Origin of the sequence: Lacrimispora amygdalina (assembly GCF_003432035.1) — a bacterium.
Taxonomy (GTDB): domain Bacteria; phylum Bacillota; class Clostridia; order Lachnospirales; family Lachnospiraceae; genus Lacrimispora; species Lacrimispora amygdalina.
Genome location: NZ_QOHO01000041.1, coordinates 1 through 13841, shown reverse-complemented (window position 1 = coordinate 13841; position 13841 = coordinate 1). Strand labels below are relative to the sequence as shown.

The window sequence follows — 13841 nt, the reverse complement described above, 5'->3', positions numbered from 1 at the left end:
TATGGAATATCGGATTATTAAATCGCCGTCACCTGGAACCATTGATATTTTAAACCGCAGAAAAGGCTCAGGGGCTTCCACTCCCATCGGAAAGGTGGATGCCATAGGTCTCATTCAGGGCCGGATTATTGAAATGGTATGTGCCGCCGATGTGGCGGAAAAGGCCGTGGGTGTTACGGTAGAAGATATTAAGGGGAGCTGCCCACAAAACATGATCATGCTAGCGATTTTTGGAGATACGGCATCGGTAGAGGCAGCGATGGAAGAAATCAGGCTGAGAGAAAAGAGAGGCGGGATAGAATGGTAGCAGCAAGACTGATTGACAATATCTGGGCGACCAGAAAGGCAGAGTCTTTAAACGGTTATAAATTTATGCTTGCCGAGATCATTGGCGGTACACGGGAAGGTGAACGGCTGATTGTAGCAGACATCATCAGCGCCGGAATCGGTGACCGCGTGATCATTTCCACCGGCTCTTCAGCCAGACGTATGCTGGGAAATGATGAGATTCCCGTTGATGCCGTAGTAATTGGGATTATTGATGAAGACTGCCAATTTATATAGAAGGGAAGTGATCATATGAAGCAGTTGATATGCGCAAAAGACGTAGAGACATTACATGCCGAAGGCAAACATGTATTTTACGTAGAGAGCGGAAGCATTATCACACCGTCAGCAAAGGATGCAGCAGATGCTTACGGAATCACCTTCTGCGACAAAACAGAAGAGAAGGCAGAAGCGAAAGGAGCGTTTGCAGGAATGGATATTGACAGCGAGAAAATTTATATGGTACTTAAGACTCTTATGGAGAAGGGAATGTTAAATGACATTTTAAAACCATATGAGTCAGAAAGCCATGGCAATGGTTTAAAGGTTGTTCGCGGAAGTTCTGTAAAGATGGATGTATTTGATACAGGCGATCCTAATGTAAAAGCTTATTATCAGGAGCTTGTAAGCAAAGAAGAGTCAAAAATGAGCGCCGGTTTCCTGGTGATTGACCATTCTGAATTTGAATGGGAATTAACCTATGAAGAAATCGACTATGTAATCGAAGGAACCTTGACTGTGACCATTGACGGAAAGACCTTTACGGCAAAAGCCGGAGATGTGCTCTTTGTACCGTCAGGATCAAAGGTAATCTGGGGTTCTCCGGACAAGGCAAGAGTATTCTACTCAACCTATCCGGCTAACTGGGCTGACTTGGTTTAAGGAGGTAAATGATGCAGGCACTTGGCTTTATAGAAACAAAGGGTGTGCTGGTGGCAATTGAAGCTGCCGATGCCATGTTAAAGGCGGCGGATGTGTCTCTGGTAGAGAAAACCAAAGTTGGCGGAGGTCTCATTACTGTTACGGTGACCGGCGATGTGGCGGCAGTGAAGGCAGCGGTTGAGGCCGGAGCAGCGGCAGTGGAACGGATTAACAGTGCCGCATTAATCACACGCCATGTGATTCCAAGGCCTCATGAGGAACTTGCAGCTGTCATCGGCGGCAACACTCCAGATGAACCGGAGCAGGCACCAGTACCGGAGATTACAACGGAACCGGAAGAAGAGGCAGCCGAACCAGTGAAAGAGACAGTTGAATCATCTGCCCAGATAACAGAAGAAGAACCAAGCTCAGAGACAGAGCTGGTGGATACCATAAAGAGAGAGACCATTGATCTGTGGATGCACCAGGACGGTCTTGCTGAGACCATGAAGATACTTGAAGATATGAAGGTAACAGAGCTTAGGACGCTTGCCCGGGAATATTCCGAATTCAGCATAGCTGGAAGAGAGATTTCAAAGGCAAATAAAACCCTGCTGCTGGAAGAATTCAGGAAGTATTATGGACAAAATGATTAAGATTTTTAGAAGAGGAGATACGGAACATGGAAAATTTTGATTATGATTTGCGTTCCATCCAGGAAGCAAGGGATTTAGCCAGATGCGGAGAAGCGGCCGCAAAAAAAATCGCCGGATATACGGCAGAACAGATTGATGCTATTTTAAGAAGTATGGCAAAGGCAGGCGAAGAGCATTCCCTGTGTCTTGCACAAATGGCAGTTGAAGAAACAGGATTCGGTAAAGTGATGGATAAGGCTTATAAAAACCACGCAGCTTCCACACTTTTATATGAAGAGATCAAGGACATGAAGACAAGAGGAATTCTTTGCGAAGATACCGTAAAGCAGACCTTTGACGTAGCAGAGCCGGTAGGTCTTGTAATGGGTATCGTACCTTCCACAAACCCTACCTCCACTGTATTCTTCAAATCCATGATCGCAATTAAATCAGGAAATGCAATTGTATTTTCCCCGCATCCATCTGCTGCAAAATGTACTCAGAAGGCAGCAGAGGTTATGCGTGAAGCTGCTATGGCTGCTGGTGCACCAGAGGGAATTATCGGCTGTGTAACCATGCCTTCCATGGGATCAACCAATGAGCTGATGAAATGCAAGGAGGTATCCTTAATCATCGCGACAGGCGGTCCTGGTATGGTAAAGGCTGCATACAGTGCAGGAAAACCTGCAATCGGCGTAGGCGCAGGAAACTCTCCGGCATACATCGAAAAGACAGCTGACGTAAAACATGCAGTAAGAACCATTATGGCCAGCAAAACATTTGACTATGGCACGATCTGTGCTTCCGAGCAGTCCATCATCTGCGAAGAGAGCAATCATGCAGAGGTTGTAGCAGAGTTAAAGAGCCAGGGCGGTTACTTCATGACAAAAGAAGAAACCGATAAGGTTTGCAGTTTGTTATTCAAAAATGGTCATAACATGAACGCGAAATTTGTAGGACGTTCTCCTGAAGTGATTGCTGCAGCTGCAGGCATTACCATTCCGGAAGGCACAAGAGTGTTAATCGGTAAGCAGGAAGGCGTTGGCGAGGGTTACCCGTTATCCTACGAAAAACTGACAACAGTTCTCGGTTTCTATACCGTTAAGGACTGGGAAGAAGCATGTGGTTTAAGCTACCGTCTGTTACAGAACGGTATCGGACATACCATGAGCATTCATACTCAGGACAGAGATATGGTATTAAAATTTGCAGCAAAACCAGCTTCCAGAATTCTTGTTAACACAGGCGGAAGCCAGGGCGGAACCGGAATCAGCACAGGTCTTCCAATTGCCTTCACATTAGGCTGCGGAACCTGCGGCGGAAGCTCTGTTTCTGAGAACGTAAGCCCGAAACATTTACTGAACGTTAAGACAGTAGCATTCGGCTTAAAAGACTGCGCAACCATTGTAGATGACGACCCAACTTTCATGTGGAAAGAAAAAACACAGACTTCCTCCTGCTTAAGCCCTGCTGAGCTTGTAGCTTCCTTTGAGAAAAAGGAAAGCGCTCCGGCAGCTTCCTGCCAGAGTAACTGCGATGACAATGATAAGCTTGCGGCTCTTGTAAAGGAAATCGTTCTGGCTATGAAAGGCCAGTAATCAGAACTGAAAAAGGAGAATAGCAATGGATAAGTATGAAGCGGTAATCAAGCTCTTAATGGATGCTGTAAAATCAGAATCCGGCAGTGATGAGCTGACGATTCCGGTAGGCGTTTCCAACCGCCATGTGCATTTGTCTCAGGAAGATCTGGATACTCTTTTTGGAAAAGGCTACGAGCTAACCAATATGAAAGAGCTGTCTCAGCCCGGACAGTATGCATGCAAGGAAATGGTAACGGTATGCGGTCCCAAGGGAGCCATTGAAAAAGTCCGCATTTTAGGTCCTGTAAGAAAACAGACACAGGTGGAAATTCTGGCTGCCGACTGCTTTAAGCTTGGCAGAAATACAACACCTGAAATGTCCGGCGAACTGGCAGGAACACCAGGAATTACACTGGTAGGACCGAAAGGCACCGTAGAGACAAAAGAGGGCTTAATCATCGCCCAGAGACATATTCACATGTCACCGGCTGACGCTTTAAAATTCGGCGTACACGACGGTGAAACAGTTAAAATTGAGACAGAGGGCATCCGTGGAGGAATCTTTAACAACGTGGCAATCCGCGTAACAGAGACTTCCGCATTAGAATGCCACTTGGATACGGAAGAAGCCAATGCTATGGGACTTTCCGGTTCATCTAAGATTACAATTGTTAAATAAGGGAACTATTAAAAATTTATTATAAAAACCCAGGAGGATTTAAAAATGAAATATGATGCATTAGGTATGATCGAGACTAAAGGTTTAATTGGATCTATTGAGGCAGCAGATGCTATGGTTAAGGCAGCTAACGTAACTTTAATTGGTAAAGAATTCGTAGGCGGCGGTCTTGTTACCGTTATGGTAAGAGGCGATGTAGGAGCTGTTAAGGCAGCAACTGATGCAGGTGCAGCAGCAGCTCAGCGTGTAGGCGAACTGGTTTCCGTACATGTAATTCCCCGTCCGCATGCAGAAGTTGAAACAATTCTTCCTGCTGCAAAAGAAGTATAATTGTCTTTATAAAAATACCTGGTTCTCTCTGGTTTTCCCAGTAGAGAGTCAGGTATTTTTGTAATTTTTAAAAGTAATATGTAGAATAATAACGTTTTTTGTTGGTTACAAATATTAAAGCATATCTATGCTTCATTTATGTACAATTGCTCATTTATTATACATTTTTTTAAAAAACAAGTTAAATTTCCGTATATAATAGACAAAGCAAAATTTATTAGGTATAATATCTATTATATGTGCAGGAGGCAGAAGGCAGGTGAATTCATGCGTCATAACAAAAGTGTAATGAGGAGTCTTTTGATGGTAACCCAGCTGGGGTTAAGTGTCATGGTGCCTGTATTTGTCTGTATTCTTGCCGGTTACTATTTCGACCGGTATGCAGGAACAAAGCTGCTGCTGTTATTCCTTATTATTGGCTTTATGGCTGGCGGTCTGAACGCATATAAGATTGCGAAAGCCACACTTGCCATGAACGAGAGGGAAGAAAAGGAAGCGGATCGGAAAGCACGCATGGAAAGGCAAAGAGAAGTAAATCCTATGGTGAGTAAACCCAAGCAGCCAAGCCGTATAAAAAAGGACAGTGACGAGAAGCTTAAATAAGCAGGAGGACTTGTAATGGAAAAAGCAACAAAGAATCTGATTGTTGAGGTTTCGGCAGGAATTGTGATTTTTACTGCGGTAATTTTGCTGGGATCGTTTTTCGTTTATCCCAGGACCTCTGTTTACGCAGGTCTGCTCCTTGGAATGGTGCTCGCTCTTGCCATGTTTTTTTCCATGGCACTGGTGCTTGACCGGTCCATGAAATCTCAGGATCCCGGAATCGTTCAGAAACGGGGAATAATAAGTGCAGCTATCCGTTATCTGCTGCTTGTTGCCATATTGGTAATAGTTATCAATTGGTTTTCAGACTGGTTTAATCCGGTAGCAGTTGTAATCGGAGTCTTAGGACTCAAGGCAGGAGCATTCTTGCAGCCTGCAATCCACAGGATCGCATCCCGTAAGTGAAACAAATTAAGTTTAATTAGCTGCGGTTTTGTGCATTATCATAAGAAAGGAGGCTATAGCGTATGGTCATTGCGAATGCCAGTAATGTGGACTTTATGATTAAAGGTGTCACAAAGTTTCACGCGTTCGGGCAGGATCTATGGGTAACAACAACAGAAATCGGTCTAAGCATTGTGACAATCGTGATTTTAATTCTCGCATTTGTCACAGACCGGAAGATGAAGCGGGCTACAGAAGTGCCGGGCACATTCCAGAATATTATGGAATTGCTGGTTGAATCACTGGATAAACTGGTGAAGGACACCATGGGGCATAATGCCAAGAAGTTTGTCAATTATATCGGAACAATCTTCCTCTTCATTTTATTATGCAATATCAGCGGTTTATTCGGGCTTAGAACCCCGACCGGAGACTTTGGTGTCACATTTATGCTCGGTGTATTCACATTCTGCATCGTTCAGTACCAGGGAATCAAAAACCACGGAATCGGACATCTTACAAGTCTTGCACAGCCGTTTCCCGTTTTGTTTCCGATTAACTTAATCGGAGAAATTACAAACCCATTATCACAGGCACTCCGTTTGTTTGGTAACATGATGTCAGGAGTCGTGATCATGGGATTGTGGTATGGGATGATGCCAATCTTCGTCAAGATCGGTATCCCATCATTCTTACATGTATACTGTGATTTGTTTTCAGGCTGTATACAGACCTATGTGTTCTGTATGCTGACCATGGTATATGTAAATGATAAGTTGGATTAATGAAACAATTTACTAATTATTTTAATTCAGGAGGATTTTATCTATGAACGGAATTTCAGGACAGGATTTTATCTACGGTTGCTCAGCAATCGGCGCAGGTATTGCCATGATCGCAGGTATCGGACCTGGTGTTGGACAGGGTATTGCAGCTGGACATGCAGCTGCAGCAGTAGGACGTAATCCAGGTGCAAAATCTGATATTACATCTACCATGCTTTTAGGACAGGCTGTTGCCGAGACAACCGGTCTTTATGGTTTCGCAGTTGCCGCTATTCTTATGTTCTTAAAGCCATTCAGCTAAATAAGGGTCTGGCAGGAATAAAAAGAAAGAGCGAGAGGAGGCGAAACCTTGGAACGATTATTGGGATTTGACCCACAGCTGCTTTTCGATGCGTTTATCACTGGCATTAACGTATTTCTTCTGTTTTTTGCTTTATCCTATAAGCTTTTTAATCCGGTGCGTGATGCTCTGGAAAAAAGAAAGTTAAAGATTGCAGGAGAGTTGAAAAGCGCTGCCGAAGATAAAGAAGCAGCTCATGTAATGAAGGAAGAATACGAAGCCAGACTTTTAGAAGTTAAAAAAGAGGCGGAAGAGATTCTGGAGGATGCAAGAAAAAGAGCGAAGCAGCGTGAGGCAGAGATTTTATCAGAAGCCAGGGAAGAAGCGAACCGCATTGTTATGAGAGGAAATCGTGAAGTGGAACTGGAGAGAAAGAAAGCGCTTGATGATATGAAAGAACAGATCATATCCATCGCATCTGTTATGGCCGGCAAAGTCGTGGCTGCATCCATTGATACTTCCATACAGGATTCTCTCATTAATGAAACCTTGAAAGAGATGGGTGAGAGTACATGGCAAAGCTAGTATCAAAAGTATACGGTGATGCATTGTTTGAGGAAGCCCTGGAAAAACAGGAAGTGGACGCTTTGTTCGAGGAAGTAAAAAGCCTGCAGGTGATTTTTGCAGAAAATCAGGATCTTGCAGGACTTCTTGATAATCCAAAGGTAGGCAAAGAAGAAAAAGCCGGGATTATTAAGGAAGTATTCGGCGGACGGGTATCGGAAGCTCTCATGGGGTTCCTGACAGTCATTGTCGAAAAAGGCAGACAAAAGGAAATCAATGCAATCTGTGAGTACTTTATTAACGCTGTCAAGGAATATAAAAAAATCGGCGTGGCGCATGTAACCAGCGCTGTGGAATTAAAAGAGGAGCAGAAAGCCCAGCTTCTCGAGAAACTGCTGGGAACAACCAGCTATCAGGAGTTTGAGATGGTTTATCAGGTTGACCCTTCCATTATCGGAGGACTGGTAATCCGGATCGGTGACCGGGTAGTGGACTCCAGTATTAAGACGCAGATTTATGAGCTGCGCCGCAGCTTGTCAAAGCTGCAGATATCGTAACAGAAACTTTGCAGAAAGAAGGTGCAGACCTTAATGAATTTAAGACCAGAAGAGATCAGTTCCGTCATCAAGGAACAGATTCAAAGATATTCAACGAAGCTGGAAGTCTCTGATGTCGGTACAGTCATTCAGGTAGCGGACGGTATCGCCCGTATTCACGGTCTTGAGAATGCAATGCAGGGAGAACTTCTGGAATTTCCGGGAGAAATTTACGGCATGGTTCTCAACCTGGAAGAAGACAACGTTGGTGCAGTTTTACTTGGTACCGGCGCGATCAGTGAAGGCGATACAGTAAAAACTACCGGACGAGTGGTAGAGGTTCCGGTAGGAGATGCTCTGACCGGGCGTGTAGTCAATGCCCTTGGTCAGCCGATCGACGGAAAAGGACCGATACAGACAGACAAATTCCGTAAAATTGAGCGTGTTGCTCATGGCGTTATCGACAGAAAGTCAGTAGATACTCCGCTTCAGACAGGTATTAAGGCAATTGATGCCATGATTCCCATCGGAAGAGGACAAAGAGAGCTGATTATCGGAGACCGTCAGACAGGTAAGACAGCCATTGCTCTCGATACCATTATTAATCAGAAGGGGCAGGGCGTGCACTGTATCTATGTAGCCATCGGTCAGAAATCATCTACCGTTGCTACAATCGTAAAAACATTGGAAGAGTACGGCGCTATGGATTACACCACCATCGTGGTATCCACTGCATCCGATTTAGCTCCTCTTCAGTATATTGCTCCTTACTCCGGCTGTGCAATCGGAGAAGAGTGGATGGAGAATGGCGGAGATGTCCTTGTTATCTATGATGATTTAAGTAAACATGCGGCAGCTTACCGTACCCTGTCACTTCTTCTTAAGAGACCACCGGGCCGTGAAGCTTATCCTGGAGATGTATTTTATCTTCATTCCAGACTTCTTGAACGTGCTTCCAGACTTTCCGATGAGTTAGGCGGAGGTTCCTTAACTGCACTTCCGATTATTGAGACTCAGGCAGGCGATGTATCGGCTTACATTCCGACCAATGTTATTTCCATCACAGACGGTCAGATTTATCTGGAGACAGAGATGTTTAACTCAGGATTCCGTCCTGCAATCAACGCAGGTCTTTCCGTATCCCGAGTTGGTGGTTCTGCCCAGATTAAGGCGATGAAGAAGATCGCTGCTCCGATCCGTGTGGAGCTGGCTCAGTACAGAGAGCTTGCAAGCTTCGCCCAGTTTGGTTCAGAGCTTGACAAGGAAACAACCGAACAGCTGGCACAGGGTGAGAGAATCAGGGAAGTATTAAAGCAGGGTCAGTATCAGCCGATACCGGTTGAATATCAGATCATCATTATCTTTGCAGCGACGAGAAAACTGCTTTTGGATATTCCGACAGCTAAAATTCTCGACTTTGAGAAGGCTTTAAGAAGCTTTATTGACAGCAAATATTCTGAGATTCCTGCAAGTATACGTGAAACAAAACAGATTACACCTGAGACAGAAGAATTGTTGGTGAAAGCAATCAATGAGTGCAAAGCAGGTGTTTTTTAAAGGCAGGTGAAAATCATGGCATCCATTAGGGATATCAAACGAAGAAGAGATAGTATTCAAAGTACCGAACAGATTACCAAAGCCATGAAACTCATATCTACCGTAAAACTGCAGAAATCCAGAGCAAAAGCAGAAGCTTCCAAGCCGTACTATGATATGATGTACGATACCATAAACTCCATGCTTAGAAAGTCCGGGACAATTGAGCATAAGTATTTAAAGGCAGGTGATTCCAAGCGGAAGGCAGTGATAGTCATTACTTCCAACAGGGGTCTTGCCGGCGGATACAACAGCAACATTGCAAAGCTTGTCCTTCAGGATGAGCGGTTAAAACCGGAGCTTACTGATGTCTATGCCATTGGCCGTAAGGGTAAGGATGCGCTTGCAAAAAAGGGTTACAATATTGCCCAGGATTATTCCGAGGTAATCAATGAGCCCATTTACCGCGATGCTGCTGACATAACCATGGAGCTTTTGGATGCATTTGGGCAAAACCGGATCGGAGAGATCTATCTGGTCTATACTTCATTTAAGAATACGGTGACCCAGATTCCCACATTAAAGAAACTTCTTCCTGTTGAGATGGCAGAAGGAAGCGAAAAAGCGGATCTGGCACTTATGAACTATGAGCCGAATGAAGATGAGGTTCTGGATTCCATTATTCCCAAATATATGAGCAGTCTGATTTACGGCGCTTTATTAGAGGCTGTAGCCAGTGAAAACGGGGCCAGAATGACTGCCATGGACTCTGCAACCAATAATGCGGAAGATATGATAGAAGAGCTTGGGCTGATTTATAACAGGGCAAGACAGGGTTCCATTACCCAGGAGCTTACCGAAATTATAGCCGGTGCCAATGCAATATCATAACTGTTCGGAGAACGAAACGAGCCGAACTTCCTTAATAAATAATGAAATATAAATAAAGGAGAAACAAGATGGCAGAACAAAATATTGGTAAGATCACCCAGATCATCGGTGCCGTACTGGATATCAAGTTCAGCCAGGGCAAGCTGCCGGACATCAATGAAGCCATTGATATCAACATAAAAGACGGCGGCAGACTGGTTGTAGAAGTATCCCAGCATCTTGGCGATGATACCGTAAGATGTATCGCCATGGGCACAACCGATGGACTGGTACGTGGTATGGAAGCCGTGGCAACAGGCGCTCCTATTACCGTGCCGGTTGGAGAAGAAACTCTGGGACGAATCTTTAACGTTCTGGGCGATCCAATCGATAAGAAACCAGCACCGGAAGTAAAAGAGCATTTACCGATTCACAGATCCGCTCCCACCTTTGAGGAGCAGTCGACTGAAACGGAAATTCTGGAGACCGGAATCAAAGTCGTAGACCTTCTCTGTCCTTATCAGAAGGGCGGTAAGATCGGTCTGTTCGGCGGTGCCGGAGTTGGAAAAACCGTATTAATTCAGGAATTGATCCGTAACATTGCCACAGAGCACGGCGGATATTCCGTATTTACGGGAGTTGGAGAGAGAACCCGTGAAGGAAATGACTTATATCACGAAATGCAGGAATCAGGCGTTATCAATAAGACAACCATGGTATTCGGTCAGATGAACGAACCGCCGGGCGCACGTATGAGGGTAGGTCTGACAGGACTTACCATGGCAGAATATTTCCGTGACCAGGGCGGTAAGGATGTGCTTTTATTCATCGACAACATCTTCCGTTTTACACAGGCCGGTTCTGAGGTATCCGCCCTTCTTGGACGTATGCCTTCAGCCGTTGGTTACCAGCCCACACTTCAGACAGAGATGGGTGCACTTCAGGAGCGTATTACATCAACAAAGAATGGTTCTATCACTTCCGTTCAGGCAGTTTATGTGCCGGCAGATGACTTAACTGACCCGGCTCCGGCTAATACCTTCGCTCATCTGGATGCGACTACGGTTCTTGACCGTTCCATCGTAGAGCTTGGTATCTATCCGGCCGTTGATCCTCTTGGATCTACTTCCAGAATTCTTGATCCCCGTATTGTGGGCGAAGAGCATTACCGTGTTGCCCGCGGAGTACAGGAAGTTCTTCAGAAGTATAAAGAACTACAGGATATCATCGCCATGCTTGGTATGGATGAACTTTCTGAGGAAGATAAGCTGACTGTAGCCCGTGCAAGAAAGATTCAGAGATTCTTATCCCAGCCTTTCTTCGTTGCAGGCCAGTTTACCGGTCTGGAGGGACGTTATGTGCCTATTGCTGATACCATTCAGGGCTTTAAGGAGATTCTGGAAGGAAAGCACGATGATATACCGGAAAGCTATTTCTTAAATGCAGGTAGCATTGATGACGTTCTTGCCCGCGTGAAAAAATAGGGGGTGGGAAGATGGCTGATTTATTTAAACTGCAGATCATAACTCCTGAAAGAAAGTTCTATGAGGGAGATGCCTCAATGGTAGAGCTTACCACAACAGAAGGCGAGATCGGTGTATACCGCGGACATATTCCCATGACGGCTATTGCAGCGCCGGGAGTCTTAAAAATTCATGAAGCAGGCGGCATAAAAGAAGCTGCTCTGATGTCAGGATTTCTTGAGATTTTACCGGAGAAGATCGTAATAATGGCTGAAGTGGCGGAGTGGCCGGAGGAGATCGATTTAAACCGTGCAGAAGAGGCAAAGGTTCGTGCAGAACGCCGCTTGAAAGAGCAGAGCGGAGAAATAGATATAGTAAGAGCGGAAACGGCGTTAAAAAAGGCGCTTGTAAGAATTTCGCTTACGAAATAACAAAAAGGGATTTGAACCGTTTTAAGTGGTTTAAGTCCCTTTTTTGTGGATAGAAATTCCGGAAACAGCCCGGATTGTGGATTATCTGCTCAAACTATGATATACTAAGGAACAGATAAAATCAAACAGGGAGAATGTATTATGAAAGAAACATCATTAGTAATTATGGCAGCCGGTATCGGGAGCCGGTTTGGCGGCGGGATCAAACAGCTGGAGCCGGTTGGACCCAGTGGAGAGATCATAATGGACTATTCCATTTATGATGCTCTAAATGCCGGTTTTAACAAAATTGTGTTTATTATTCGTAAGGATTTGGAACTGGACTTTAAAGAGATCATAGGAAACCGGATTGAGAAGATTGCACCTGTGGATTATGCTTTTCAGGAGCTTGATGATCTGCCTGAGGGATTTTATAAGCCGGAAGGAAGAACCAAACCCTGGGGAACAGGACAGGCAATTCTATGTGCCAAAGATGTCATACGGGAGCCGTTTGCAGTGATCAATGCAGATGATTATTACGGCAAAGAGGGGTTTGTAAAGATTCATGATTATCTGGTTAATCAGATGAACACTGATGTGAAACCTTTTGATCTTTGTATGAGTGGATTCATACTGGGCAACACCTTAAGTGAGAACGGGGGTGTGACCAGAGGGGTATGTCAGGTGGGGGATGATGGTGTCTTACAGAAAGTTACGGAGACCTATGAGCTGGTTATGGAAAACGGTGAAGCCTGCGGAAAGGATGAGGCGGGTAATTCCGTAAAAGTACCGCTGCAACAGAATGTATCCATGAATATGTGGGGGCTGTCTCCTGCATTCCTGGCGGAGCTGGAACGTGGATTTCCGGCCTTTTTAGAAAGCCTGAAGGAAGGGGATATAAAGTCTGAATATCTGCTTCCAAAGATTATTGACCGACTGATCAGCCAGGATAAAGCCAGAGTCCATGTGCTGGAAACAAGGGATAAATGGTTTGGGGTAACTTATAAGGAAGATAAACCGGCTGTTTCTGCGGCCATCAGAGAGCTGGTTTCAAAAGGAATTTATCCGGATCGTCTTTTTTAACTGCAATATCCGAACTTTTTCCACTTTCCTGGCATAGAATGGTGTTGTATAAGCTAAAAGCAGGGAGTGATAACAACCGTGCCAGGCAACCCGGACTATACTTATGGAAAGGATAATGAGAGCCTGCCTCCATATATGCTTTATGGTGACAGGAGCATCAGGGAAAGTTCTCTGGAGCCGAAAGATATCATTGCAAGGGATCTGGAATATTTACAGGGAATGTACCCGGGACATATGAAGCGTCTGCAGGAATACGTTGTTTCCGCATGTGATCATCTGGATTATAAAGACAGTCCAATGTACGATGAGTTCCCCGACCGTCTGCTCATTCATCAGGTTTGTGATTCCATTTGCGCAAAGATTCGCGAGGAGGGAACCATAACTGACGAACTGCTGATGGGGAACAACGACAGTACAAAAGCGGCCGCGCAGACGCAGCCAGAGTCGATGGACTGGGAATATGAAGAGGTAGAAAAGGCAGAAATCAATGACCGCTACTCCACATGGGGACCTCCGGGCTGGGGACCGCCCGGACCAAAACCTCCAGGTTGGAGACCGCCGCCCGGATCAAAACCGCCGTACTGGGGACCCGGCCCCGGGCCAAGACCCCCATACTGGGGTCCGCCCGGACCAAAACCGCCGTACTGGGGACCCGGTCCCGGACCGAAACCGCCGTACTGGGGACCAGGTCCCGGACCAAAGCCGCCTTATTGGGGGGCCAAACCCGGACCGCCTCAGGGGAATGGCTGGCTGGGCGATATTGTGTCTGTACTGCTTCTTAATGAAATGCACCGAAGAAGATGTAATTCCGGACGGTGCAGATAGGCTATATAAAAAGGGGCTGTAAAAAAACTCCCCTAAAAGAAAAATCGCTGAGGTCGTGAGACTTCAGCGATTTTTTGGTATAATTAATTA

The 13841-nt window shown here is 45.4% G+C and carries 19 protein-coding genes; all 19 read left to right on the top strand.

The genetic code is table 11. The features are described 5' to 3' along the window. Position 1 precedes the first annotated feature (1 nt). The 19 genes from DS742_RS13560 (at position 2) to DS742_RS28835 (ending at position 13751) form a co-directional block, all read left to right on the top strand. Positions 2-307, top strand: coding sequence for a BMC domain-containing protein (locus tag DS742_RS13560; protein ID WP_117417520.1), 306 nt, complete (start codon positions 2-4; stop codon positions 305-307). Next, complete coding sequence (locus DS742_RS13555; protein ID WP_097003135.1) at positions 301-564, top strand: EutN/CcmL family microcompartment protein; 264 nt, start codon at positions 301-303, stop codon at positions 562-564. The genes DS742_RS13560 and DS742_RS13555 overlap by 7 nt, the downstream gene beginning before the upstream one ends. A gap of 15 nt (positions 565-579) precedes the next feature. Further along, entirely contained in the window at positions 580-1209 is a 630-nt protein-coding gene (locus tag DS742_RS13550; protein ID WP_117417519.1) for a cupin domain-containing protein, read from the top strand. 8 nt (positions 1210-1217) lie between these two features. After that, on the top strand, positions 1218-1844 hold the full coding sequence (locus DS742_RS13545; protein ID WP_117417518.1) for a BMC domain-containing protein: 627 nt from the start codon (positions 1218-1220) through the stop codon (positions 1842-1844). Positions 1845-1870: 26 nt separating this feature from the next. Further along, positions 1871-3421 carry an acetaldehyde dehydrogenase (acetylating) gene (locus DS742_RS13540; protein WP_117417517.1) on the top strand — a complete coding sequence of 517 codons (1551 nt, stop codon included), beginning with the start codon at positions 1871-1873 and terminating at the stop codon, positions 3419-3421. A 25-nt stretch (positions 3422-3446) separates the two neighbouring features. After that, positions 3447-4082 carry a phosphate propanoyltransferase gene (locus DS742_RS13535; protein WP_117417516.1) on the top strand — a complete coding sequence of 212 codons (636 nt, stop codon included), beginning with the start codon at positions 3447-3449 and terminating at the stop codon, positions 4080-4082. A 45-nt stretch (positions 4083-4127) separates the two neighbouring features. Beyond that, the gene (gene eutM / locus DS742_RS13530; RefSeq protein ID WP_104433751.1) at positions 4128-4412 is read left to right on the top strand and encodes an ethanolamine utilization microcompartment protein EutM; all 285 of its coding nucleotides are present in this window, start codon (positions 4128-4130) and stop codon (positions 4410-4412) included. A gap of 303 nt (positions 4413-4715) precedes the next feature. After that, a complete protein-coding gene (locus tag DS742_RS13525; RefSeq protein WP_242996473.1) occupies positions 4716-5015 on the top strand; it encodes an AtpZ/AtpI family protein in 300 nt (99 codons plus the stop codon). A 15-nt stretch (positions 5016-5030) separates the two neighbouring features. Beyond that, positions 5031-5420: an ATP synthase subunit I gene (locus DS742_RS13520; RefSeq protein ID WP_117417514.1), complete on the top strand. Its 390-nt coding sequence runs from the start codon at positions 5031-5033 to the stop codon at positions 5418-5420. A gap of 62 nt (positions 5421-5482) precedes the next feature. Next, entirely contained in the window at positions 5483-6184 is a 702-nt protein-coding gene (gene atpB, locus DS742_RS13515) for a F0F1 ATP synthase subunit A (RefSeq protein ID WP_117417513.1), read from the top strand. Between the two features lie 43 nt (positions 6185-6227). Next, the gene (atpE, locus tag DS742_RS13510; RefSeq protein ID WP_104433759.1) at positions 6228-6485 is read left to right on the top strand and encodes an ATP synthase F0 subunit C; all 258 of its coding nucleotides are present in this window, start codon (positions 6228-6230) and stop codon (positions 6483-6485) included. Positions 6486-6533: 48 nt separating this feature from the next. Next, on the top strand, positions 6534-7049 hold the full coding sequence (gene atpF / locus DS742_RS13505) for a F0F1 ATP synthase subunit B (protein ID WP_117417512.1): 516 nt from the start codon (positions 6534-6536) through the stop codon (positions 7047-7049). Continuing rightward, a complete protein-coding gene (gene atpH / locus DS742_RS13500; RefSeq protein ID WP_117417511.1) occupies positions 7037-7585 on the top strand; it encodes an ATP synthase F1 subunit delta in 549 nt (182 codons plus the stop codon). Before atpF ends, atpH begins: the two co-directional genes overlap by 13 nt. A gap of 33 nt (positions 7586-7618) precedes the next feature. Then, positions 7619-9121 (top strand): F0F1 ATP synthase subunit alpha, encoded by a 1503-nt coding sequence (gene atpA, locus DS742_RS13495; protein ID WP_117417510.1) that lies wholly within the window; start codon positions 7619-7621, stop codon positions 9119-9121. Between the two features lie 15 nt (positions 9122-9136). Beyond that, the gene (atpG, locus tag DS742_RS13490) at positions 9137-9991 is read left to right on the top strand and encodes an ATP synthase F1 subunit gamma (protein WP_117417509.1); all 855 of its coding nucleotides are present in this window, start codon (positions 9137-9139) and stop codon (positions 9989-9991) included. Positions 9992-10059: 68 nt separating this feature from the next. Then, a complete protein-coding gene (atpD, locus tag DS742_RS13485; protein ID WP_117417508.1) occupies positions 10060-11454 on the top strand; it encodes a F0F1 ATP synthase subunit beta in 1395 nt (464 codons plus the stop codon). 11 nt (positions 11455-11465) lie between these two features. Continuing rightward, complete coding sequence (atpC, locus tag DS742_RS13480) at positions 11466-11864, top strand: ATP synthase F1 subunit epsilon (protein ID WP_117417507.1); 399 nt, start codon at positions 11466-11468, stop codon at positions 11862-11864. A gap of 141 nt (positions 11865-12005) precedes the next feature. Then, positions 12006-12926 carry a sugar phosphate nucleotidyltransferase gene (locus tag DS742_RS13475; protein WP_117417506.1) on the top strand — a complete coding sequence of 307 codons (921 nt, stop codon included), beginning with the start codon at positions 12006-12008 and terminating at the stop codon, positions 12924-12926. Positions 12927-13004: 78 nt separating this feature from the next. Beyond that, positions 13005-13751, top strand: coding sequence for a hypothetical protein (locus tag DS742_RS28835; RefSeq protein WP_170313454.1), 747 nt, complete (start codon positions 13005-13007; stop codon positions 13749-13751). The last annotated feature ends 90 nt before the right edge of the window (positions 13752-13841 follow it).